Annotated in this window: 23 protein-coding genes; 7 read left to right on the top strand and 16 right to left on the bottom strand. The window is 68.6% G+C overall.

The window, feature by feature from the left end:
- Positions 1-139 precede the first annotated feature (139 nt).
- The 12 genes from ABN273_RS59745 to ABN273_RS35645 all read right to left on the bottom strand — a co-directional run bounded on the left by ABN273_RS59745 (position 140) and on the right by ABN273_RS35645 (position 12,388).
- A complete protein-coding gene (locus ABN273_RS59745; protein ID WP_502911178.1) occupies positions 140-289 on the bottom strand; it encodes a beta-galactosidase in 150 nt (49 codons plus the stop codon).
- Between the two features lie 355 nt (positions 290-644).
- Complete coding sequence (locus tag ABN273_RS35695; protein ID WP_349453513.1) at positions 645-1,481, bottom strand: carbohydrate ABC transporter permease; 837 nt, start codon at positions 1,479-1,481, stop codon at positions 645-647.
- Entirely contained in the window at positions 1,478-2,335 is an 858-nt protein-coding gene (locus ABN273_RS35690) for a carbohydrate ABC transporter permease (RefSeq protein WP_349453512.1), read from the bottom strand. The genes ABN273_RS35695 and ABN273_RS35690 overlap by 4 nt, the downstream gene beginning before the upstream one ends.
- 110 nt (positions 2,336-2,445) lie before the next feature.
- Positions 2,446-3,771, bottom strand: coding sequence for an extracellular solute-binding protein (locus ABN273_RS35685; protein WP_349453511.1), 1,326 nt, complete (start codon positions 3,769-3,771; stop codon positions 2,446-2,448).
- Between the two features lie 50 nt (positions 3,772-3,821).
- A complete protein-coding gene (locus tag ABN273_RS35680; RefSeq protein ID WP_349453510.1) occupies positions 3,822-5,945 on the bottom strand; it encodes a glycoside hydrolase family 36 protein in 2,124 nt (707 codons plus the stop codon).
- Between the two features lie 163 nt (positions 5,946-6,108).
- The gene (locus ABN273_RS35675; RefSeq protein ID WP_318786673.1) at positions 6,109-7,122 is read right to left on the bottom strand and encodes a LacI family DNA-binding transcriptional regulator; all 1,014 of its coding nucleotides are present in this window, start codon (positions 7,120-7,122) and stop codon (positions 6,109-6,111) included.
- 76 nt (positions 7,123-7,198) lie between these two features.
- A complete protein-coding gene (locus ABN273_RS35670; protein ID WP_349453509.1) occupies positions 7,199-7,339 on the bottom strand; it encodes a hypothetical protein in 141 nt (46 codons plus the stop codon).
- 396 nt (positions 7,340-7,735) lie between these two features.
- On the bottom strand, positions 7,736-9,361 hold the full coding sequence (locus ABN273_RS35665; protein WP_349453508.1) for an AbfB domain-containing protein: 1,626 nt from the start codon (positions 9,359-9,361) through the stop codon (positions 7,736-7,738).
- 717 nt (positions 9,362-10,078) lie between these two features.
- Positions 10,079-10,288 (bottom strand): hypothetical protein, encoded by a 210-nt coding sequence (locus tag ABN273_RS35660; protein ID WP_349453507.1) that lies wholly within the window; start codon positions 10,286-10,288, stop codon positions 10,079-10,081.
- Between the two features lie 928 nt (positions 10,289-11,216).
- Positions 11,217-11,432 (bottom strand): hypothetical protein, encoded by a 216-nt coding sequence (locus tag ABN273_RS35655; RefSeq protein ID WP_349453506.1) that lies wholly within the window; start codon positions 11,430-11,432, stop codon positions 11,217-11,219.
- 336 nt (positions 11,433-11,768) lie between these two features.
- Positions 11,769-12,155 carry a type II toxin-antitoxin system VapC family toxin gene (locus ABN273_RS35650; protein ID WP_349453505.1) on the bottom strand — a complete coding sequence of 129 codons (387 nt, stop codon included), beginning with the start codon at positions 12,153-12,155 and terminating at the stop codon, positions 11,769-11,771.
- Positions 12,152-12,388, bottom strand: coding sequence for a FitA-like ribbon-helix-helix domain-containing protein (locus ABN273_RS35645; protein WP_349453504.1), 237 nt, complete (start codon positions 12,386-12,388; stop codon positions 12,152-12,154). Before ABN273_RS35645 ends, ABN273_RS35650 begins: the two co-directional genes overlap by 4 nt.
- 189 nt (positions 12,389-12,577) lie before the next feature.
- On the opposite strand from ABN273_RS35645, the gene ABN273_RS35640 reads away from it, so the two are divergent.
- The 7 genes from ABN273_RS35640 to ABN273_RS35610 all read left to right on the top strand — a co-directional run bounded on the left by ABN273_RS35640 (position 12,578) and on the right by ABN273_RS35610 (position 20,165).
- Positions 12,578-13,204, top strand: coding sequence for a polyprenyl synthetase family protein (locus ABN273_RS35640; protein WP_349453503.1), 627 nt, complete (start codon positions 12,578-12,580; stop codon positions 13,202-13,204).
- Positions 13,205-13,260: 56 nt separating this feature from the next.
- Positions 13,261-13,938: a hypothetical protein gene (locus ABN273_RS35635; RefSeq protein ID WP_349453502.1), complete on the top strand. Its 678-nt coding sequence runs from the start codon at positions 13,261-13,263 to the stop codon at positions 13,936-13,938.
- Positions 13,939-14,016: 78 nt separating this feature from the next.
- Complete coding sequence (locus ABN273_RS35630; protein WP_349453501.1) at positions 14,017-15,393, top strand: DUF4331 domain-containing protein; 1,377 nt, start codon at positions 14,017-14,019, stop codon at positions 15,391-15,393.
- A 36-nt stretch (positions 15,394-15,429) separates the two neighbouring features.
- A complete protein-coding gene (locus ABN273_RS35625; RefSeq protein ID WP_349453500.1) occupies positions 15,430-16,758 on the top strand; it encodes a tetratricopeptide repeat protein in 1,329 nt (442 codons plus the stop codon).
- Complete coding sequence (locus tag ABN273_RS35620) at positions 16,755-18,083, top strand: High-affinity nickel-transporter (RefSeq protein WP_349453499.1); 1,329 nt, start codon at positions 16,755-16,757, stop codon at positions 18,081-18,083. Before ABN273_RS35625 ends, ABN273_RS35620 begins: the two co-directional genes overlap by 4 nt.
- 1,183 nt (positions 18,084-19,266) lie before the next feature.
- Positions 19,267-19,752: an RNA-dependent RNA polymerase family protein gene (locus ABN273_RS35615; RefSeq protein ID WP_349453498.1), complete on the top strand. Its 486-nt coding sequence runs from the start codon at positions 19,267-19,269 to the stop codon at positions 19,750-19,752.
- A 2-nt stretch (positions 19,753-19,754) separates the two neighbouring features.
- On the top strand, positions 19,755-20,165 hold the full coding sequence (locus ABN273_RS35610; protein WP_349453497.1) for a group II intron reverse transcriptase/maturase: 411 nt from the start codon (positions 19,755-19,757) through the stop codon (positions 20,163-20,165).
- Between the two features lie 60 nt (positions 20,166-20,225).
- Here ABN273_RS35610 and ABN273_RS35605 read toward each other — a convergent pair whose 3' ends face one another.
- The 4 genes from ABN273_RS35605 to ABN273_RS35590 form a co-directional block, all read right to left on the bottom strand.
- Positions 20,226-21,461, bottom strand: coding sequence for an iron-containing alcohol dehydrogenase (locus tag ABN273_RS35605; protein WP_349453496.1), 1,236 nt, complete (start codon positions 21,459-21,461; stop codon positions 20,226-20,228).
- Position 21,462: 1 nt separating this feature from the next.
- Positions 21,463-21,951 carry an Ldh family oxidoreductase gene (locus ABN273_RS35600; protein WP_349453495.1) on the bottom strand — a complete coding sequence of 163 codons (489 nt, stop codon included), beginning with the start codon at positions 21,949-21,951 and terminating at the stop codon, positions 21,463-21,465.
- Positions 21,948-23,408 (bottom strand): NAD-dependent succinate-semialdehyde dehydrogenase, encoded by a 1,461-nt coding sequence (locus ABN273_RS35595; protein ID WP_349453494.1) that lies wholly within the window; start codon positions 23,406-23,408, stop codon positions 21,948-21,950. The genes ABN273_RS35600 and ABN273_RS35595 overlap by 4 nt, the downstream gene beginning before the upstream one ends.
- Before the next feature lie 76 nt (positions 23,409-23,484).
- Entirely contained in the window at positions 23,485-23,649 is a 165-nt protein-coding gene (locus tag ABN273_RS35590) for an FAD-linked oxidase C-terminal domain-containing protein (RefSeq protein WP_349453493.1), read from the bottom strand.

The raw sequence follows: 23,649 nt of genomic DNA, 5'->3' as shown, positions 1-23,649 counted from the left end.
GATAACGAGATCTGGTGCCGTCAAGTCTGTATCACTACGGTCCGCAGATAACGTTCTCTGCCTCACTTCATTGAGCCCGACGATGGGGAAGGCGCATTCCGCCACCGGCCTACCAGGGAATCCACCGGAAGGAACGACATCACACCTCGCGGAAGATCCGCGAATCGGCGCCCGTGTGCGGGACCATGCCCTGGTGCCGCTGCTCGGCGCCGCCCCGCGAGGCCCGCCACTGGAACGACAGCGCTCCTACGGCTCCCCGGGCGACATGCTGGAGGCTGTTCCGGCCCAGTTCCCCGAGGCTCCTTGGCCAACGGCCGCTTGGGTGTGCAGACCACGCCGGGAGCCTGCTCCATCAGCAGCCACGGCTTGCCCCTCGCCCATGATCTGGCCAGGTCGGCGGCGTAGGCGCTCTGCTCGGCGGCGCCCAAGGCCAGAGAGCGATCATTGCGAACGTCTGAGCAGTTCGTCGCAGAGCGCCATGGTTTTGACGTTGTCCTCCGCCGAGGAGACGGGTGATACCGCCGGCGACGCGCTGAAGGGTGTGGGGGCGGGGCCTGACCGTCACCGGCACCTTCCAGGCCAACGGCGCGCAGGGGCATAGATCTGGGGCCGCAACGGGCAGCCCAACCAGCAGTGGACCACCGTCACTTGACGGCTCCTCCGGTGATGCCGGAGATGATCCGTCTTTGGGCGACGACGAAGACGACGACCAGCGGCAGGCTCATGAGCACGACGTAGGCGAAAACGAGGTTCCAGTTGTTCTGATACAGGTTGCTGCTCGCCACCGAGTACAGGTTCAAGGGAAGTGTCGAGTACGTCCCTCCGCCGAGCACGAAGAAAGCGTAGAAGACGTCATTCCAGATGTAGAGGCAGATGAGGATCGTGGCGGTCGCGATGACCGGGCGCAGCAGCGGCAGAACGACCTTGATGAAGATGCCGAGCGGCCGTGCGCCGTCCATGCGGGCCGCTTCCTCCACCTCGACCGGTATGGTCCGCACGAAGCCGGTGACGAAGAAGATCACCAGGGACATGTACATGCCCATGTAGACCAGCACCATGCCGATCGGCGTGCTGGCCAGGTGGAGTTGCCGGAGCAGCAGCACGATCGTGACGACGGCCGGGGGCAGGATGATCCCGCTGATCGCAGCCGAGTAGAGCACAGCCATGACGCGCCCTGCCCGCCGAGCCAGCACCCATGAAGCCAGCGAGCCGAAGATCAGCACCCCGGCGACGGACGGCACCATGACCAGCAGGCTGCCGAACAGCGCCCACAGCATGCGGCCCTGCGTGAACGCCTGGGAGTAGTTGTCCCACAGGTGCCACACCCGTGGGAGGGACAGGTCGGGCAGGTTCGCCTCGCCTTGTGACTTGGCGGAGGTCACCAGGGCCAGCCACAGCGGGATTCCGATGACGACGGCGGTCAGGATGATGACGACGGCCGGATGAACGAGGCGGGACCAGGCCCGGGCGGAGATCCTCACAGGACGCGCTCCCTCTTGCGCAGGTAGCCGATGACAGGGAAGGCCAGCAGAGCGACCAGGAGAAGGAGGGCGAGGCTCATCGTGGTCGCCTGGGCGAACAGGCCGTTGCCGTAGACCCGGAAGATGTAGATGTCGAGCACCTCGGTCTGCTGCGCGGGCCCTCCTCCTGTGGTCGCCAGGATCGTGTCGAACCCGTTGAAGGAGCCCAGCAGCGCGGTCGCGACGTTGAAGGTCACCGCGGGGGCGATCAGCGGGAACCGGATGGATCGGAAGGTCCTCCACCTGCCGGAGCCGTCGATCCTGGCCGCCTCGAGCACGTCGGCCGGGATCGTCTTGAGACCGGCGAGGAAGATCACCATCGCCAGCCCCATCCACTTCCAGGAGTTCACGAAGGCCACCGTCACCACCGTCCACGTGGTGCTGCCGAGCCAGGGGATCGTCACCTGCTGGCCGGTGAGAGCGCCGAGGAGCCCGTTGAGCGGACCGTCGGGCTTGAGGAGCGCCTGGAAGGTGTACCCCACCGCCAGGGCGGACATCAGCACCGGGATGAAGAAGACGACCCTGGCGAACCGGTTGATCCGGGTGTCGCGCTCCAGGAGCAGGGCGAGCCCCAGCCCGAACCCCGTCTGCATGATCGCCACCAGGACCGCGTAGACGATGGTGATCCGCAGTGACGACAGCAGGGAGCCGTTGGACAGCACCGCCTTGACGTTCGCCAGCCCCACGGGGCGGATGTCGTCATGGAAGGCCGACCAGTCCGTGAAGGCGTAGACGAAGTTGAAGACGGTCGGCAGGAAGAAGAACACGGCCAGTACGGCGAACGCCGGAGCGAGGAACGAGCTCGGGTACAACACCGCTCGCCGTGGCGAGCGACCGGAAGCGGCCGAAAGAGAAGGGATCATGGCGATCCTGCATACCTTTCAGTGTGGTGGTGGGCGGGAGGGGGTCCGCGCTCCTGCCGCCGTCAGAAGCCCTGGATCCCGAGTGCCTGGGCGAGCTGGGCGAACTGCGACTGTGTAGTGGAGGTCACCTGTTCGGGGGTCATGGTCCCGTTGACCATGTTCGCCAGGTTCACGTAGAAGTCCGGATTCACCGCGGCGTTCTGCTGCATCGAGCCGGCCGCGTCGTCCAGCGCGGCCGTGGCCTGCTTCACGACCTCCGGCACCCCGGCGGGAGTCGGTACGGCAGGCTCGATCGACACGGTGCCGGCAGACTTCACGTAGTCGGGGTAGTAGGTCTCCAGCCAGAACCGCAGGAACTGCCGGGCGCCCGACTCCCGCTTCGGATCTCCGGTCTTGAAGGCGACCAGGGCGTTGTCACCGCCGGGCACCGACGTGGCGATGTTGCCGTCCTTGGAGATCGGGAACCAGCCGATCTCCCGGTCTATGGTCGCCGTGTCCGCCGTCGACTGCATCAGCGACGCGAACGAGGTGAGCTGCAGCACCATCGCCGCCTCGCCCTTGAGCAGGGCCGGGCCGGACTCGGTGTACTTGGAGGTCTTGTCGTCCTTGTTGAACAGCCCCTGCTTCACCATGTCTTGGAACTGCCGGACGGCGCCGAGGATCTCCGGATCGGTGAACTTCTCCTTGTTCTGGCTGACCCGCTCCCACAGGCCCTTCTTCGACGCCTCGGCCAGTAGGACCTGCGGCCACCACTGGGTGGGCCACTGGTCGCCGGCGGCGCCGAAGAACGGTGCCACCCCCTCCGCCTTGATCTTCTGGGCGTCGGCAAGCAACTCGTGGAAGTTCTTGGGCGTGCTCGTGATCCCCGCCTTCTGGAACACCGACTTGTTGTAGAAGACACCGAGAACGGAGGGGACGTTGACGAAGGCCGCGTAGTGATGCCCGTTCACCAGGCCCAGCTTCTGGATGGCCGGCGTCTGCCTGGCCAGCCACGGCGCGCCGTCCAGGCTCTGCAGGTCGGTGGACGGTTTGAGCAGCGCGAGCATGCTGCCTGTCGGTTGCCAGGTGGCGAGGTCCGGTTTGGCGCCCGTGGCCAGCTTGGTCGGCGCGTTGGTCTCGTAGACGTCGGGAATGACGACCTTGTTGATCTTCGCTCCGGTCTTGGCCTCGAACGACTTGATGACGTTGTCGGCCATCGAGGCGGTCTGCGTCGACATCCACAGGGTGAGGGTCACCCCCTGCAGGCCGGCACCCGGGTCAGGCCAGGTCGTGGGGACCGGCCCGGCTGTGGCTGAGGACGTCCCGGGGTTGCCCGCCGAGCAGCCGGCCAGCAGCAGTGCCCCGCACGTGGCGGCGGCTGCCGCGCGGGAAAGGCCTCGCGTCTTCATGGATTCTCCTGGTGTGTGGTGGGAGGTGAGGGCTGCCACGCTGAAAGGGATCAGTTCTCCGGCCGCAGGCGGAGCAGGCGTGCGGACGGTCCGGGTACGGCAGGACGGACCGTGAGCCGCGCGGTGGAGGCGTCCCACCGGTGCTGCCAGCCGGGTAGTGTCGCCGGATACTCGGTCTCCACCCACAGCCGGCGGCCGCGCAGGCCGGGTAGGTCCACCTGGATGTCGTGCGGCCCGCCGTCGCGTTGCCATACGGCCAGGCGCACCGTGTCAGCGGTGCGCAGGCCCAGCGCGACAACATCGTCGGACCAGGCGGGCAGCCCCAGCGGCCAGAACGGCTCGGCCGTGGCGACCTCGGTCCTGATCCGCTTGTGCACGGCCACCCCGTCCGCGACGAGCTCCCGCTCGGCCCGGCTCATCTTGTCGAGATGTCCCGACAGGTAGAGCCGCCCGGCCAGACCGTTGATCATGGTGAAGGCCAGAGCCTCCGCGGGCATCCCCGGCTGCGGGTAGGCCCAGTTGCCTGCCTGCTCGGGGAGCATCGTGGCGGGCGCGGACGCCGCGATGGCGGCGTAGAGCCGCCAGTCCTGCTGGTCGGAGGTGGACTGGAGCTGGAGGCGGGACAGCATCGCGTAGTCGGCCCGCATGGCTCCCGAGGCGCAGTTCTCGAAGATCACCTCCGGGTGGCGGCCGAGCAGGTCGTCCAGCCACTCCAGGTGGGCCCGGTTGTGCTCGAGCAGTCCCTCTCCCGGCTGGAGCGCGCCCCGGTCGGTGCCCGGCCCCGGGGTGACGTTGTAGTCGAGCTTGAAGAATCCGGTGCCGTAGTCGTGCACGAGGCGATCGACCACCTCGTCGAGATGCTTCCTCGCGGAGGGGTGGCGCAGGTCGAGGAAGTACCGGCCGTGCTCCACGACCCGCTCGCCGTTCCGGCTCAGGAACGCCTCGTCAGGCAGCATCGTGGCGACAGGGCTGCGCACCCCGATGACCTCCGGCTCCAGCCACAGACCGGGGCGCATGTCCCTGGCTCTGATGTGGTCGAAGACCCGGGCGAGCCCGCCGTCCGGGAAGCGGCCGGTCGAGGGGCGCCACTCGCCGACGCTGTCCCACCAGTTCCCGCCGTCGTCGTACCAGCCCGCGTCGACGCAGAAGTACTCGGCGCCGGTCTCCGCGGCGGCGTCGATGAGAGGCAGCAGGCGCTCGGTGGTCGGGTCGCCCATGAGGGTGTTCATGTAGTCGTTGAAGATGACCGGCAGCGCGTCGCCTGTGGGATGCGCGCGGCGGATCGCCCTCCGCTGCCGGGTGAGGGCGGCCAGCGCTCCCTGGCAACCCTCGTCGGACACAGCGACGGACACGGGAACAGCGACGAAGCTCTCCCCCGGGAGCAGCCGGGTGCTCCACTGGTGGTCGAGGTCGGTGGGGCCGCTCAGCACGAGGGAGACGGCGTTCGCCCCGTCGCGGCGGCGGTCCACCTCCCAGCGCCATGCGCCGTTGTGCTCGATCTGCCAGCCCCAGGCCCGGCCGGTGCGGGTGCTCGCCAGGACGCCGGTCGGCAGGTACTCGCCCGAGGACCAGGTGCTCTTGCTCACCGTGACGAGCGCGCCCCGGCCGTCGTGCTGGTGCAGTTCGCTGTTGATGTCCGCCAGCCCGTCCGGCCCCGACAGCGGGATGGCCGCCCACCTGCCCTCGGCGCACCAGTCGGCGCGAGCCCGCCACAGGACCAGGTCGCCGTCGTCCGCCGTCTCGGCCAGCGCGCCGGAGGCGAAGGACGACACCATCTGCAGAACCCGGGGCGCCGGCCCGGTGTTCGTGACCTCGGTCCAGGCCTGCAGGGCCGGGACGTCCGTCCTGGCGCGAAAGACGCTTGTCGCCTCCAGTCCGGTCACCTCGTCACGCTGCCTCACCCGCAGCTCCCGCCAGTCGCCGTCCGCCTGCTCGACGGCGTCAACGAACCGGAGCCGCGATCCGGCGGCGGTGTCAGTGAACCGGGTGTTGGACAGTCCCCGGCCCTCCCCCAGAACCATCAGCTCGACCAGCGGCTGCACCCGGAACGGGGCCACGGCGCTCGGTGCGGGCGACGCGGTCCCGAGCCTCGCGATGCGGGCCGGAGCGTCTTCGGGCCGCTCGAGGACCAGGTCGAGAGAGCCGGGACGCCACTGGATGGTTCTGCTCGTCATCACGTTCCTTAAGCCGGACATACGGTGCGGTTCAGCCATGAAAGCGTTTATCAAGCGATGTGACAAGAGGACCACGGAAAATGGGCTGATAACGCTTTCAACACGAGGTGTCATGAAGGAACATGGCCACGCGTACGCGGTCCAAGGGGTTCCTAGGCCGAGGTCAGCGGGCGGGTGGAGCGGTGCTCTTGCGCACGACCAGGCGCGGGGTCGACCGCGGCGTCGCGACCGGCACCCCTGCCAGCCTGCCGAGCAGGAAGTCGACCGCCATGCGCCCCAGTTCGGCGAAGTCCTGGCTCATCGTGGTCAGCGAAGGAGTCCAGATCTCGGCCAGCGGGTGGTCGTCGAAGCCGACGACGCTGACGTCCTCGGGGACCCGCGAGCCCTCGTCCTGCAAGGCCTTGATCACGCCGAAGGCGACCTCGTCGTTGCCGCACAGCACCGCGGTCACGTCGCCGCGCCTGGCCAGGCGCGCGCCGGCCTGGAGGCCCGAGCGCGGAGTCCCGTCGCTCTCCACGATCTCCGGAACCGGGGCTCCCGCCGCCTCCAGCGCCTCCCGCCAGCCCAGCAGCCGCCCGCTCGGCCGGCCGGAGGCCGGTATCCCCACGTGGTGCACGGTGCGATGGCCCAGTCCGAGCAGGTAGTTCGTCGCATCCCGCGCGCCGGCGTGGTCGTCGAACAGGGCCCGCGGGACGCTCCTGCCCTGCCCGGCGGAGGACACCGCCGCCACGGGGACCGTGTCGGGCAGTGCCGCCAGCGCCCGGCTGCCCTGGATATCGAACTCGAGCACGATCATCCCCGCGAGTGGCTGGTCGAGCGCGAGGTCCACGGCTACCCGCGCCGACTCCTCGTCGTCGCCGTCCAGCATCGTCAGGGCCACCACCAGGCCGACCGCGCGGGCGGCCTCCTCGATCCCCCGGATCGCGCTGGCATAACCGTACCGGGTGGTGTCGCTGGTCAGCACGCTGATGATGGAGCGCCGGCCAGTAGCCAGGGCGCGCGCCGCGGCGTTGGGGCGGTATCCCAGCTCCTGGATCGCGCGCAGGACCTGCCTGCGCTTATCGGCGCTCACCGGCGCGGACCCGCTCAACACCCGAGACACCGTGGGGACGGACACACCGGCGACCCTCGCCACGTCCGCGAGGACGGGAGGGCGGGTGTGCGGGCGGCGGGTCACACCGGTAAGCGTACATACCAGGAGGTGAAGGCCTGGACGGGTGGCTCCTGCGGCCGGATACGGCAGGCCGACCCGCTCACGGCGCCACCACCTTGGCCAGGGCGCCCATGCACAGCGTCAGCGCCTCGTGCAGGGACACCCTGTCGGCCCGGCTGTGCATCCACGCGCCGTAGAGCAGCGACCAGAGCACGTGCTGCAACCAGAATGGGCGTTCCACGGACTCCTCCGCCTCTGACAGGTACGCGAGCTGCACGGCCAGGGGGGCTCGCCCAACGAGATCGCCCGCGCGCTCGGGATCAGCCGTCAGCGGCGGCCGCTGGCGTTGGAGAGCTGTCGCAGCGATCCCGGAGCGAGCGGGCGATGAGACTCTCGACCAAGGATCAGGCATGGTTGAGTCCAGCAAGGGCGATAGTTCGCCACCGCGCCCGCGCGCGTACCTGCTCGTTGACCGCGGACTCCCCGCGCCTCGCCCCTGTCACCCCCTGCGTCCGCAGCAACTGGCGGAGGCCGCCAGCAGCATGGCGCCGAGCAGGGCGAGCCTTTTCAAGGTTCCGCTGAACAAACGTGCTTCCTTCCAAGGGGATGAATCGTCGTGCGCGAGGTGCGCAGGTGATCAGGAAGTGGCAGGTTTGAAGGTGCTGTCGGCTCGGAAGGCGGAGGTGTCCTGGTCCTTGTCGAGCCACAGCTGGTGGTGGTGGTGGCGGATGAACCGGCCGGGATAGTTGAGCGACTCCAGCCGCACCCTCCCCGCGCCCGAGGCCGGCCGGGCGAGGAAGGTCGCGTCCCGCTCGAACAGCTCGGTGCCGTTGTCGGCGTCGAATCGCAGCCGGTAATCCTTGTGCCGCAGGTAGCGGCCGTCCCCGTCCATGAACGAGTAGCCCTTGGCGTCGGCCAGGCCGGGCACGATCCGCAGCGGCGCCGCCTCCCCGAGCACGCCGAGAGCACCCGAGGCGGCGATCCCTTCCTTCGGGAAGTTGATCGACTGGAGGGTGCGCGTCACCCCGGTCGGCAGCGCGCCGCCGCCGCCACCGCTGGAGGCGGCGGCGCGGGTGAACAGCAGGGTTCCGAAGCCGAGCTGGTCGAACCCGCCGCTGTTCGGCCCGTAGTCGCCGCCACCGCCCTCGGCCCGCACCCGCTCGGCGTACGCCTTCGTGTACGGCAACGCCAGCCCGCGCCGGTTGGCGTAGTGGTTGTAGAGCAGCTCCCACACGGGACGGTCCTGGCCGCGCGCCGCGCTCGAGATGACCGTCTGCTCCCGGGGGGCGCACTTCTGGCCGTGGCCCCACTTGTACGTGGTGAACGGCACCTCGTGGCCCAGGTTGTACTTGGCGACGTACTCGGCCGCCTTCATGATCCGGTTGTCGGCGTAGCCGTACAGGTCGACGCCCTGGTTCCAGGCCATTTCCGCGATGGTGCCGATCAGGCCGATGCCCATCATGGTGTGCGCCTGGTCGCGCCCGCTCTCCTGCCACTGGGCGAGACCGCCCGGGTGGAGGAACGGGATGGCGTTCATGATGGACCCGTTGCCCTTGCCGTTCTTGAAGTAGTCGACGGCCCGCTCGAACTTGGCCTGGTCGTCGCAGAACAGCCCGATCGCCATGACCGAGGCCATGTTGCACAGGTCCCAGTTGGCCCAGTAGTTGGTGATGCAGGCACCGTTGTGTTCACGCAGGAAGCGGTCGTTCACCGGGTAGAAGACGTTCAGCAGCATTTTCTGGAACCGCTCGACGTCGAAGCCCGGGTAGCCGCGCATGAGCTCGGCGGCGTTGGCGAACTGGTAGCCGTAGATGCCCGCCGCCAGGAACCGGTCGGCGTTGCCGTTGATCGCCTTCAACATGCCCGACCAGGCGTTCAGGATGTCCCGGGCGGCGTCGCCGTGCGCCTTCTCGCCGGAGATCTTCCAGCGCAGCGCGTTCTGGTAAGCGGCGTGCACGTCGTTGTAGAACTGCCAGTAATTCTGCCCGGTCCCGCCGCGCACCACCGTCTCCAGCGGGCGCGCCTTCCACGTGCTCTTGGAGTGCCCGTTGGCGACGAGCTTGTCCCACCCGCTCTTGTACGGCTGCGCTCCCGCCTGCACCGCGGCCGCGATCCGGTCGAAGTCCGCCTGGGTGTGCAGCAGCCCCGGGTGCTTGAACGCCGCCGCCGCCGCCGACGCCCGCGCCATGGAGGGCAGCGCCGGCAGCACCGCGATCCCGGCCGCGGCCTTCAGCAGGCTCCGTCGGCTGGTATGGAGAACCATGTGAGTCCTTTCGCGAGACGATCTCTCTTGTCCCGAGGAGACTGGCTGGGGGCGACCCCATAACACTTTTCCGGATGTCCGTTCCATCCGGCGGGCGCAGAATATCGCCGTTCGCCTGGTTTCTCCTGGTACTCACTGGTTTACATAGGTTGCGACGTTTCGCCTTGCTGAGCTGATCGCCGAGTACGAGGTCCCCGGAGCCGCACTGGCGTACCTGCACCTGGGAGAGCCGCACGAGTGGATCTACGCGGCGAACCTGCCGGGCCGAACAGATCAGCCACGAAAGCCGGTGGGCCAGGGCTGAGGAACGAAGCCACGGACCGTCGATCGCCCCCGACCACCGTATGGCGATCGGCGATGCAGTGGCGATCGTAGGGCGGCATCTGTGCGGCGGCGTCCTTCGTCGTTGTCGCGGAATCTCCGAACAACGCATCCGAATCGCCACCTCGACCTGGGGAAACGCGCCAAAGATCCATTCCGCGTATATTCCGGGAAGGGTGGCATGCGGCTGCTCTCGGCGACGTGTGGCTGCATGCGGAGCTCAGGTTGCCGCGAGGTGAAACACCTGCTCAGAAGCATGATCCGAGGTAAAGAGTGGTAGGGCGGGTGGGACTTGAACCCACGACCCACGGATTATGAGAGGGCGGTTCGTGAGTTGATGTCCCTCTCGTTAGTTGCGTTGGATGAGGCGTGCTGGTCGGGAGGCGCGTAGCTGGGTTACGGGCGCGGCTGGGTGAACAATCCCGGCTCGGTCTCGATGAGGATGCCGCGGCTGACCAGGCGTTTGAGCTTGGCCCGGAGGTTCTCGGTGTTCTTGCGCACGATGGGCAGGTCCAACGCCAGACAGAGATCACGAGCCCGCATGGGCTGGCCGGTGTCGGCGAAGGCGGCGAGAATCTGCTGGTAGGCGGGGTGGCCGGGGACCACGGGGGCCGGTTCCGGCTGATGGTGACAGTGTGCTGTTTGGGTCGGCCATCCATACCCGAGACCGTCACGGTGAAGGTCCCGAGCAAGGGCCTGGGCAGTAGAGCCCACGGGTCGGCGGGGTCGGCTCGCTGTGCCGTGCCGCCCGCCCGTTCCACCGTGACCCGCCAGTCTCCTCCCGGCAGCCACAGGGCAGGCGGCCCAGCCAGTACGGTGGAGCCGTCCGGTGTGCTGACGCCGCCGATGGCCTCCCCCGGCAGCAGCCGTGGCCCGGCCTTGCCCCGCACCGGCCTCCTGTGGCCGTCGGCCATGGCCAGCCAGTTCCCACCCTCCAGCGAGACGAGCGCCAGCCGCCAGTGTTCCCAGCCAAAGGGCAGCAGGCCTTCGGCGATCGTGCGCAGCGGGCCATCGGAGGTCAGCACGCCGTCGCGGCGATGAGCGACCCAGACCGGACCGGGTGGCAGGTCCCCGGTCAGCTCGCGGCCGTCCTCGGCGAAAACGAGCAGGACCTCTCCCGCCGGCCCGGAGATGCCCCCGCCGAACGGGTCAAGGAGGCGCCGGGGCGGCTCCGGCACCAGTCGTCCGGCATGCAGCATGATCGACTGGGTGGCGGTGGCCTCACGCGGGAGCCCGAAGACGTCCAGCGCGGCCAGGAACGCCTTACCCCAGCCGGCCGCGTTACCCCGGCGCTTGGTGGCCACCCTCCAGCGAGGCCAGAACGCCTCGCCGGCCGCCGCCATGCGGGTGAGTGAGATCGCCACGCAGGCGGGCCAGCGGACGGCGACCTCTTCATGGCCGTAGACGTGCCCGAGCGCTGCGGCCGCCGCCGTCGACATCTCCTCGGGAACGTCGGCTTCCGACACCAGCGACACCTGGCGCAGCTGCGCGGCCCACTGCCGTTCGAGCAGGTTGAGAAGGGCGATGAACGGCATCACCGGCGTGTCGGCACCCAATGGGTCCGGTAAGCGCGCTCCAAACCTCGATCTCCGGTCTTGGAGAAGCGCAGCGGACGGCGATCGCGGGTGCGTGAAAGGTAGACGGTCTCGCTCGGTCTCAGCTCACGGGCCTGAGCCCAGCAGCGCAGGATGAGCAACGCGCTCGACAGCTTGCCGAGGTTGGCGTCGACGATCTTCTCCAGGTACGGCACGCGGGCGCGCCGCCAGTTCTCGATCCCCGCGGGGTGAGCCAGCCCATCCCGACGAGCACGCCGATGGGGTCCACGAATCCCTGTTCGCCCAGCGCGGCCTCGGCCGCCTTCGTGACTCGGGATTCCAGCGGAGTGGAGGGCATGACCGCTTATCGTAGACGCGTTAGTGGCCAGACTCGCCAGTCCCTGGGCCCAGGACGACGTTTCGACGTGCTCGATCACGCCCGGCAGGCGGGTCCGAGGCAGCCGAACCAGAAAGTGATGAGGCCGAGCGAACCAGAAGGTGATGAGGCCGAGGGCATGAGCTTCACGGCAGACTCACGATCGATCGAGAGATCAGCAGAGATCGACGTCGATGTACTTGCGGGCCACCTTGTAGATCTTCTCGTCCGTGGTGACCAGGGTGCAGTTCAGCGCTTCGGCGAGGGCGACGTAGGTGGCGTCGTAACCGTTGAAGTTGGCTCGCAGGTCCCAGGCGCGATCGGCGGTCAGGTTGTCCGCATGGCGAGTGAAGGGCAGGCCCGCCTTGATGATCCGGGCTCCCTCGGCGCGAGCCTCGCTGATCTTCCCGCCGAGGAGAAGGCCGCGCATGGCGTTGCGGAACTCGTAGTCGAGCAGGTGAGGGATGTGGAGTCGGTTCTCAGCGACGCGCGCGAGCAGTTCGTCTGCAGGGGCGTCTCCGGCCAGAACCTCGACGAGGGCCGAACTGTCGATGACGATCACGACTCGCGGATCTTCCGTATCTCGGTTACGACGTCGTCGTGGCTCGCCCCGCCGCCGAGTGACCGGAGCGCCTCCAGTCGTTCTCTGATCGTGTCCGGGGCAGGAGCGGCGGCGACCTCGGTGAGGATGTCGGCCACATACGCGGACAACGACATGCGCTTACGTGCGGCCCGCGCTTTCAGTTCGGCGACCACTTCCGCGTCCAGCCCTCTGACCTGCAAGGTGGCATCCATGTCTGTAAGCATAATGCTTTTCATGCATGTGAGATATGCACACAGCTACAGTCGGCCATAGTCACGCAGGATCTCCATCACAAACTTGGGGCGGTCGAGGAACATCTGGGCGAGGGCGTCATGTCGGGAGACGGTAGCCGACGGGGCCGTGGTCGGGCCAGAGCCGGTAGGCGCAGTTGTAGCAGTTCAGTGTGCAGGTGCCAGTTCACCCTGTGCGCGCGCTTCGGCGAGCGTCCGGCCGATCTGGTCTCCTGGGCCGCCGCCGTCGAGCTGGCCGGCCTGGCGGCCCTGGCCCAGGAGAGCGTTTCGTCCGGCGACCGGCCCGCTCGGGGTGGAAGGCCCAACTGGGGCACGATGTTCGTCGTCCTGAGCGCTGACGTCCTGCTCGCCCGGGCCCTCGAGCTGTGCGCATCCGGCCGGTCCGACCTGGCCAGCATCGTCGAGGACGCCGCCATCGGCCGGATGCGCGAGCTGGTCGCCGCCCGCGCCCCCACTCCGCCCACGCCTCGGGAGCGCCTGCTCCTCGCCTCGCGCACCGGTCCCGCGGCCCTGCTGGTGGCCGCCTGCGAGCTGGGCGCCCGCACCTCCGGGCGCGCAAGAGCGATGTCGAAGCGCGTACCGCAGATCTCATCGCCGGGTTGGGGGAACAGGCCCGCGCCTGCCTGGCGGTCTGCCCCCCGGAGCGGTCCGGAGGGCACTGGTGGCGGTGCTGGACACGATCGCCGGTTGAGCGGTGCCGGCGGGTACTGGCGAATGTTTTTGACAAGTGCCTTTGCGGATCTTTACAATATGTGTTTGCTTGACTACGTTGAGTAAGTAAGCGCAGGTCAAAGAACTCCTGCGACTTCTCTCCGACGAAAGGTCGAAGCGGTATGCGTGTGTTCGCCCGGATCGCTCAACTCCTCGCAGTCGTCGCCGCCGCCTTCCTGGCAATGCCGACCCTCTCCGCCGCAGCTGGCCCATTCCCCCCGCTATCAAGCCCGCCCATTCCCGGAAACTCGCCCTCCATCGACCCGCCCAGCGCCGGATGCTTCAAGTTCCCCTACTTCGGCCCCAAGGGCCACGCGAACTTCGACTTCGGCAACAAGATCGTCAGCCTGCTCACCGAGCGCGGCGTCCAGGTGGAGGGCGTCGACCCCATCCAGGCAAAAGCGGGCAACGCCGGCATCTATATGCCCATCGGCTGGCAGCAGGACCACATCGACCCGTGCAAGGGCGTGTACTACCCCGGCGGCTTCACACTGAACGACGTCCAGAGCGGGCACAAGGTCACCATCCACGACATCTACCTGCGCCCTGACGGCGCCCACGCCCAGGTCACGCTCGACGGTCAGGAGCAAGGCGAGCAGCTGGTGGCGACGTACAAGCTGGAAGAGTTCGTTGGGAACGTCCCGACACCGCGTCCGCTCGAAGGCGGCATCGGGCCGAAGTACTGGCCCTTCTACGTCAGCGCGTACCTCAGCCAGACGGTCAGGGACCTCACCGGCATCCAGCTGACCGAGGGCGACTACCTCGCCAACCTCGACGCGGTCGTCCAGTACGTGCCGTGACGCCCGTCCTCACCTGAGATCCACCGCCCGGCCCGCGGTGAGACCCGCGGGCCGGGCGCCCCGCGAAACGAGGGACAGATGCACCACACCGGCAGCCAGAGCAGGCGAGCCTGGCTCCTCATCGGCGCCGCCTCCACGGCCGTGCTGACGACCACCGCGCTACTCGGCCCCGCGATGCGGGCGGGCGAGGCGACCAGTCACTGGGACGCCCCGGCCACTTTCGCCGACAAACAGATCGACGCCAGCGACCTGTACGCCTTCACCAGCCCGGAGAACCCGGACACGGTGACGATCATCGCCGACTACATCCCCTTCCAGATCCCGCATAAGCCGTATGACTTCGACACCAACACCCGCTACGAGGTGCACATCGACAACACGGGCACCGGCAGGCCCGCGATCACCTACCGGTGGACGTTCAAGACGAACAGCCCGCTGCCCGTCGCGCCCTCCTCGATCCGCAAGCGCACCCACCAGGCGGGCCCGGTCGACTCCCTGGTCGAGCAGAGCTACACGCTCACCAAGCTGCAGGAGGGCAAGCCCGCGCAGACCCTGGTCACCAACGGGTACGTGGCGCCCACCGACATAGGCCCCCTGATCACGCCCGGCTACTCGCGGCTCCGCCAGAAGGCCGTACGCGACCTGCCCGGCGGTGGGAAGGTCTTCACCGGCACGGCCGCGGACCCGTTCTACTCCGACAACGACGCCGTGAACACGCTCAGGTTCGGCCTGCGGTTCTTCCCGATCAAGTCCGGCGTGCCGATGAACGTCAGCTCGCTGGCCCTCCAGCTCCCCAAGTCGGAGCTGGCGCTCGGCGGCGACGCCTCGGCCAACCCCGTCGTCGGCATCTGGACCACGGCCTCGCGCAAGTCGCTCGGTTCCGACCACCGGCAGGTGTCGCGGCTCGGCAACCCGAACTTCAACGAGGTCATCATTCCGCTCGTCGAGCGCGACCGCTTCAACACCCTGCGGCCGGAGAACGACGAGAGCGGCGGGCTCGTCGGCCCGTCCACCCTGGACCCGCACCAGGCCAAGGTCGTCGCCGACCGGGTGAACGCCCAGGCGCCGCCCGCGCCGCGCAAGGACCTGGAGGAGATCTACCTCACCGGGCTCACCACCCAGCGTGACGGCCCGATCAAGGAGGACCTCAACTCTCACCTGCTCAACCGGGACGTCTCCGGCATCTCGCGCGTGGAGGAGCTGCGGCTCAACATGAGTACGCCCCTGGCTGCCAAACCCGACAAGTGGGGCATCCTCAAGGGCGACAAGCAGGGCTACCCCAACGGCCGCCGCCTCATCGACGACGTGGTCACCATCAACCTGCGCATGCTCCTGGGCGAGCCCGCAGGCAAGGGCAAACCCGACGTGGTCGACGAGAACAGCCCGGCCTTCCTGTGGAAGCCGATCTCCGGCAGCTTCCCCTACCTCGCGCTGCCCGTCACCGCCGCACCCTAGATCCACTGAGTAGACCCACTGGGGACATCCGATCAGATGACACACGTACGACGATTCCTGCCCCTGCTCGGCTGCCTGCTACTGGGGTGCGTTCTGCTGGCCCTGTTCGCCCCCGGCGGGCTGTTGCGCCGGGACGACGGGCCGCCCTCACGCGTTGAGGGGCGGCCCAAGGGGTGGTCGCCGTACGAGCTGAGCGGATACATCGAGGACGCCCAGGAACACCTGCGCCATCACCCGGATGACGCGGCGACCTGGGCGAGCCTCGGCGGCGTCTACCTGGAGCAGGCGCGCCGCAGCGCCGACGTCACCTACTACGGCAAGGCGCAGGGCGCCTTCGAGTGTTCCCTGCGCCTGCCCGCAGACGATGGCGGGCCGAACATCGACGCCGTGATCGGGATGGGCGCTCTGGCCAACGCCAGGCACGACTTCACCGGCGGGCTGCGCTGGGCCGAGCAGGCCCGCAAGGCGGCGCCATACCGGTGGGCACTATACGGTGTGCTCACCGACGCCTACCTGGAGCTCGGCGACTACGAACAGGCCCAGAGCGCACTGCGCCGCATGCTCCAGGGGCGGCCCGACCTCGCCTCCTTCACCAGAGCCGCCCGCCTGGAACACCTGCATGGGCGCACCGGCCCCGCCCGCACAGCGCTAGAACGGGCACGCGAGATCGCCGGAGATCCCGCAGAGTACGCGTTCGTGCTGTGGCAACTCGGCGAGCTGGCCTGGAGCGGCGGCGACCCACGGGCCGCACTCGGCTTCTACGAGCAGGCGCTGGCCGCCGACCGCACGCACGCGCCCTCGCTGGCCGGCCGGGCCCGCGCCGAGGCCGCGCTCGGCCGCACCGGACAGGCGTTGCGCGGGTACGCCGCCGCCGTCGCGCGCTCACCCTCGTTCGTCGTCGAGTACGGCGAACTGCTCGAACACCTCGGCGACCGGGCCGGGGCCAGACGGCAGTACACCGTGTTCAGCGGGCAGCTCAAGCTGTTGGCCGCCAACGGGATCAACGACGACCTCGCAGTCGGCCGGTTCGAAGCGGACCACGGCGACCCGGACACGGCCGTGCGGCACCTGCGGGCGGAATGGGCGCGGCGGCAGAGCGTGGAGGTGGCCGACGCGCTCGCCTGGGCCCTGCACCGGGCCGGCCATGAGACCGAGGCCGCTGGGTACGCCGCCCGCGCCGCCCGGCTCGGCGGCCGGGACGCGTTGTTCGCCTATCACCGCGGTGAGATCGAGCGGGCGCTGGGGCACGCCGGGGCTGCACGGGCCTACCTGGCCCAAGCGTTGTCCATCAACCCGCACTTCTCACCGCACGGTGCGGCCAGGGCACGGGCCGCGCTGGCCCGGTTGGAGAGTGACGCAACGTGATCGCGGCCGCCGCCCTGGCCGGGGTGGTGCTGGCCGCCCATCCGCTGGGCAACTTCAGCGTCAACCACTACGACGGGCTGACGGTGCGCCACGACAGGATCGAGGACGTCGCGATCGTCGACAGCGCCGAGATCCCGACGCTTCAGGAGCAGCCGACCGGCCCGGCAGACCTTCACGCGCGACGGGCCTGCGAGGAACTGCGCGGCGACGTGGCCGGGCAGGCCGAGGGCCGGGCACTGGCGTGGCGGGTCGAGGAGGCGTCCTTCGCGTACCGGCCGGGCGCGGCGGGACTGCGTACCAGCAGGCTCACCTGCCGCCTGAGCGCCCCGATCCGCGTGGACCGGCCGCTCACCCTCACCTTCGCCAACGCGCACCGGGCCGACGCAATGGGCTGGCGGGAGATCACCGCGACCGGCTCAGGCGTGCGGCTGCGCGACTCCAGCGTGCCCTCGCGCAGCATGTCGGGTGAGCTGCGTGACTACCCGTCCGACCTGCTTAGCTCGCCGCCCGACGTCCGGCAGGCGCGGCTCACAGTGGAGCCGGGCAGCGGGGAGCGCGGGACGGCGGCGAGCGTTCGCGGCGTAGACGTGATCACCCGCTACACGGGGATGCTGGCCGACCGCCTCAACGCGGTGATCGGCGCGGAGCGGCTGACCATGCCGCTCGGACTGCTAGCCCTCCTGCTCTCACTGGTCCTCGGCGCCGTGCACGCCGCCATGCCCGGCCACGGCAAGACAGTCATGGCGGCCTACCTCGCCGGACGCGACGGCCGACTGCGGGACGCGTGCACGGTCGCGGCCACTGTGACGCTGACGCACACGGCGGGCGTGCTGGTCCTGGGCCTGCTCGTCACGATCACCGCGTCGGTGGCAGGGGAAGTGGTGATCGGCTGGCTCGGGGTGGTCAGCGGCCTGCTCATCGCCTTGATCGGCACCGCGCTCCTCCGCTCCGCCCTGCGCTCCAGGAAGGCCGGGCATGGCCATGGGCATGGCCACGGGCATGGCCACGGGCATGGCCACGGGCATCGGGGAGTGGTGGCGCTAGGGGTCGCGGGCGGGCTGGTGCCCAGTCCGTCCGCGCTGGTGGTGCTGCTCGGCGCGATGGCGCTGGGACGTACGGCGTTCGGGGTCATGACCGTCGTGTGCTACGGCCTGGGCATGGCGGCGACGCTGCTGGCGGCGGCGCTCGTGCTGCGCCGCTTCCGCAATCTCACCCTCGCGGGGCGTCTGCGGCGGCTGCGGCCGTACACGGCGACTATGACCGCCGCGCTCGTCCTCCTGGTCGGCACAGGCGTCACCGTACGGGCGGTGGCCGCGCTCATCTGAACGACGCCGCTGCGATTCCCCCAGAACTCCAAACATGAACCCGAATGCGCCCTGCCGAGCTGTGCCGGATGTGTGATCAAGGCCGTCCGGCGCGGTCGGCCCGGCTGAACCTGCTCACGCTGGGTCGCGGAGAGCCGTAGACAGCCGGACACGAAGAACCCCCGCCCTAGCACAACAGTGCAGGTCAGGCGAGGTTTTGGCTGTTCTGGAGATGTAGGGCGGGTGGGACTTGAACCCACGACCCACGGATTATGAGTCGGCTCGATTGGCGTCGCTCGGTGCCGCCGAGTGTTGTTTTGTATTGTTAGGGCCGGGATTCTTCCCGGTGTCGTGTCGGCCTGTGCCCATGGGTGCCGTGCTGTAACGCGCACACGCGAGCAACCGTCGAGCAACCATGCGTTCTTGACTATCGGCATTATGTGCGGATAAATCCTCTCCCTCGGCGCGGCCTTATGGACCCGGCTTCGATGGAGAGGCTCGGGCTGCACGGCCGATCGAACTTGTACGAGCAGCCACCGAGCAGCCGCTGCCCAACAGATCTGCGTCCATGAATCGGTATGAGCGGTGCTGATGATCCGTTTGCAGATGGCGTTCATGATTTGAGCACCCGAATCGGCGCGCAGATCGCCCCGCCTATGGGCGTGGGGCCCGGCTGCTCCAGGTCGCCGCGTACCTGGAGCAGCCGGGGCATGGGAACAACTTCCGAGGAACTCAGTGCTGACATGCTGTTCCTCGCGCCATATCCGAGGTCGGCATGCTTTTCTGGGTGCTACAGCAGTCGTTCGCCGTCACCAGAGATGCTCGATGGCGTGGGACCGACGAAGGAGGTCCCGTCGTTATCTGGGTTGTCGAACGAACTTGCTGGTCAGCCGCATGACGGCCGTTAAGGCACGTCAGGCAAGTGGACCCCAGCATGCCGAGCATGGTGGGGTCCGGCGCGAAAGTATCCGAGCGTGTGGAGAGGCGATCGATCAGCGATGGGCCGTTGACAGCTTCGTTAACCCCGCGTTCCGCGTAATTCAGCGAGATGGAGGTCCGAATGTGGGCTCTGAACTGGGCTGACATGGGTGTGGCCGCCTGGAGGGCGTTTCTCTAGGCGGTGATGTTCGGGCTGGTCAGCGTGCTGCAGGTTTCAGGTCGATGACCTGCTTGGGGGCTCAGCGGAGTTCTGCAGGGCGGCACGGTGTCCCCGATCCTCAGCAACATCTACCTGCACAAGCTCGACGAGTTCGTCGAGCGGGAACTGATCCCGCAGTACACGCGGGGGGCGACGCGGGCCGCCAATACCGCCTACCGGCAGGCCGACGCCCTGCTCAGGAGAGCGCGGCGGCGCGGGGACCGGGCGGAGGCCCGGCGTCTCGCGCTGGAAATGCGCACGCTCCCCTCAACCGACCCGATGGACCCCGGTTGCCGCCGTCTGAAGTACGTAAGATACGCGGACGACCACATACTGGGTTTTACCGGGCCGAAGGCCGAAGCCGAGGAGATCAAGGCGAAGCTGGCGCGGTTCCTCCGGGAGACCCTCGGACTTAACTCAACCAGGACAAGACCCTCATCACGCACGCCCGCAGCCCGCGGGCGCGGTTCCTCGGCTATGACATCACCGCCCAGCACTCCAGCACGAAGATCAGCAATGGCCGCCGGTCGTCCAATGGCAAGATCGCGCTGAAAGTGCCTCCGGACGTGGTCAGGGCCCAGTGCGCCCGCTACCGGAAACACGGAAGACCGTGCTACTGGCCGCGGCTCCAGAACCTGGACGATTACGACATCGTGCGGGTTTACGGAGCCGAGTATCGCAGCGTCGTGAACTACTACCTGCTCGCCAAGGACGCCTGGCGGCTGTGCACGCTGCGCTGGCACGCCGAGGTGTCGATGCTGAAGACGCTGGCCCTCAAGCACCAGTCCACCGTCTCCAAAATGGCCACCCGCCATAAGGCGAAGGTCACCACCGGCGACGGCCCCAGGACCTCGCGAACCCGGTCGCGCACGCGGCATAAATCGCTGGAAAGCGGCCGTGGCGGGCCTGGTGGGCGCGCAGCTGTGCGCCAGGCCTGGGAATGGGTGGCACCCATTAAGGCGTAGCCGACAATTCCGATACCCAGGGTGGGGCAGGGAACTCGTCGTCATGTGAAAGGCCCGTCACTATCTCTGCTCCGGAGTCAGGACGTGTCGGGTCCGGTCCCCGATCCAGGCCGCTTCGAGGATCGCGGTCAGGCTGGCGGTGTCGGTCGGGCCTGGATGGTTCTGGATCAAGCGGGTGACGCCACTGGCCATCTCCGCGAAGCGCGGGAGGTCGGCGCGTGCCACGCCGATGTCCGCCAAGGTGGCAGGGATGCCGATGTCGGCAAGGAGCCCGTCGAGCCATGTGAGGAACGTATCTGCGGCCTCGGCATCCGAGGCGTAGGTCACGTCGAGCCCGCACACCCCGGCGAGGATGGCCAACCGGTCGCCGATGGCATCCCTGGCCGCGTCCAGCGCGTAGGGCAGCAGCAGCCCGACGCCCAGGCCGTGCGGCGTGTGGGTGGCTGCGCCGATGGGGTACTGGAGGGCGTGCGGAGCCGCGTTGCCTGCGTGGGAAAATGCGAGCCCGGCCAGCATGGACCCATAGGACATGTCCGCGCGCGCGTCCTTGTCGCCTCCGTCCCTGACGACTTGGGGCAAGCTGCGGGCGATCCGCTCCGCGGCCAGGAGCGCGTAGTGATCGGTGATCGGGTTGCGGCCGAGGAAGACCTGCTTCACCAGGTCGCGCGGTCCGTGGGCCCGGGGTCGCGCGGTGTAGCTCTCCACCGCGTGACAAAACGCGTCGATGCCGGAGTGGGCAGTGACGGTCGCAGGGCAGGTGTAGGTGAGCTCGGGGTCGACGATGGCGAAGTCGGGCACGATGTGGACGCTGGAGACCCCCACCTTCAGCTCGCGGTCCGGGTCGGTCAACACCGAGACGGGCGTGAGCTCGGAGCCGGTGCCTGACGTCGTCGGGACGGCGACGAGAGGAATCGTCGGCCCCGGCACCTTCGACTCGCCGTAGAAGTCGCGCGGTGTCCCACCGTGGCGCCGGATGACGCCGACGATTTTGGCGAGGTCGATCACCGTGCCACCCCCGATGGCGAGGATCACGTCGGCGTCCACCTCTGCGGCGGCCGAGACGGCCAGGGCGACATCGTCGAGTGGCACGTCCGGAGTCGCGTCGGCAAACACCCCGACGACTTCGACCTTCTCCCGCACGGCGGCCACGATCTCGGCCACGCCCGGCTGCCCCAGAAGAACCCGGTCGGTCACGATGAGGACTCGCGAGCCACACTCGGCCACCACTCGTGGGATGTTCTGCGCGACCCCTTCGCCCACTATCAGCTGGCGTGGTCCGCGGACGGTCTCAAGCATGTCAGTGCCTCTCTGGAACGTCGGCGGTGATTTGCTGGGCGGACGTCCAGGTCACCTGCGAGACCGGGACGGCGTCGGCAAGGTTGGCTGCCGGGTGGCGCAGGCGCGCGCCGGGCTCCCAGACTCGGTCGTGCCCGGGCGCCCTCGGGTCCATCGCGATGAAGACGTCGCCCTTGGTGGGCGGGTCAGTCGGGTCGAGGGTCCGGCGGACATCGTCGCCAAGGGCGGTACGAGTCAAGGTCGCGACCAGCACCTCGGTCATGAGCCCGAGGGCGTAGCCTTTGGGACCGCCGAAAGGGCTGATCGCGCCAGCCACCGACGCGGCCGCGTCTGTGGCGCGCACACCGGCGGAGTCGATGGCGTCCCCGGGTGCCGGCGGATTCGTGCCGACCATGGCCCGGGTCCCGCCCCACGGGTGGAGGCCGGTCAGGTCATGTGTGAGCAGGGCGCGGTGATCCCCGGCGGGCACCCGCAGCAGCAGGCCGGTCACGGTAGGTCGATCGCCGCGTAGGTGACGTCGAGGTACTCAAGGATGCCCTCGTGCGACCCCTCCTTGCCGATCCCGGACTGCTTCACGCCTCCGAACGGAGCTGACGGGTCCGAGATCAGACCACGGTTGATGCCGACCATCCCCGTCTCCAGCCCCTCGGTGAACCGGAGCGCCCGCTGGAGGTCACGGGTGAAGACGTATCCGACCAGGCCGTGCTCGGTGTCGTTGGCCTTCGCAATCACCTCGTCGTCGGACGTGAACGAGATGATCGGCGCCACCGGGCCGAAGATTTCCGCCTCCAGCATCCGCGCGTCCTCGGGCACGTCGACGAGGACCGTAGGCGGGTAGAAGTACCCCGGCCGATCCGGACGCTCGCCGCCCACCAGGACACGGGCGCCGCGATTGACCGCGTCGGCGACGAGCTCGTTGATCTTGGTGACCGAGGCCTCGTCGATCAACGCCCCGACGTCCACGCCGTCGTCGAGACCATGGCCCACCGAGAGCGCGCCCATCCGCTTGGCGAAGCGCGCCGTGAACTCCTCGCGCACCGGCTCCTCGACGTAGATTCGGTTGGCCGCGATGCAGGACTCCCCGATGTTGCGCATCTTGGCCACCATGGCACCGTCGAGCGCGACGTCCAGGTCCGCGTCGGCACACACGATCAAGGCCGCGTTGCCGCCCAGTTCCATGGAGGTGCGCAGCACGTTGTCCGCCGCCTGTCGTAGCAGCACGCGCCCGACCTCGGTCGACCCGGTGAACGAAAGCTTGCGGGTCCGACGGTCGGCTAGCAGTGCTGAGACCACCTCGCCGGCGCGCTTGGTTGTCACGACGTTGACGACGCCCGGGGGAACGCCGACCTCCTCCATGATGCGGGCCAGGAACAGCATGGTGAGTGGCGTCTGGGCTGCCGGCTTGGTGATCGTCGTGCAGCCCGCCGCCAGCGCAGGAGCGATCTTGCGGGCACCCATGGCCAACGGAAAGTTCCAGGGCGTCACGAAGACGCACGGTCCGACCGGCTTCGGCACGGTGAGGATGCGATATCCACCAGCGGGAGCGGTGTTGTAGCGCCCCTCGACGCGCACCGCCTCCTCGGCGAACCAACGGAAGAACTCGGCGCCGTAGGCTACCTCTCCCCGAGCCTCGGCGAGCGGCTTGCCCATCTCGAGCGTTATCAGCCGGGCGACCTCCTCGGATCGCTCGGTCAGTGCCCGGTACGTCGCGGTCAACAACTCTGACCGTTTTCGCGGCGGGGTCGCCGCCCACTCCGCCATTGCCTTGCTCGCCACGTCCAGAGCGGCGAGCCCGTCAACGACGTCGGCGTCCGCCACCTCGGCGATGGTCTTGCCGGTGGCCGGGTCCTCGACGACAAAGGTGGCTCCGCTGGCGGCGTCGCGCCAGGCGTCGCCAATCCGGAGCCGCCGGTGCTCGGGGGCCAGGACGTTCATCGGGTCACTCATTGCGTCGCCTCCTGTGATGTTCTTGGTGATGTCCAGCGTGACCTCAGCGATCGCGCCACGCGCGTTGACGAACGGGTCACACGACCTCGTCGGGGTCGAGGTTGCCGAGCGGGTCGAACGTGGCCTTGGCCCTGGCTGCAGGGCGACGCCCCGCGCCACCGATCGCCTTCTCGGGCCATGGCTGCTTCAGCGTCGTCAGGCCGTGCTCACCGGTGACGGTCCGCCGAGGCGCGCTTGCCAC

This window comes from Nonomuraea sp. B19D2 (assembly GCF_040137845.1).
Classification (GTDB): domain Bacteria; phylum Actinomycetota; class Actinomycetes; order Streptosporangiales; family Streptosporangiaceae; genus Nonomuraea.
Note: the sequence above shows the minus strand (reverse complement) of the source record. Positions and strands in the feature narration are given on the sequence as shown.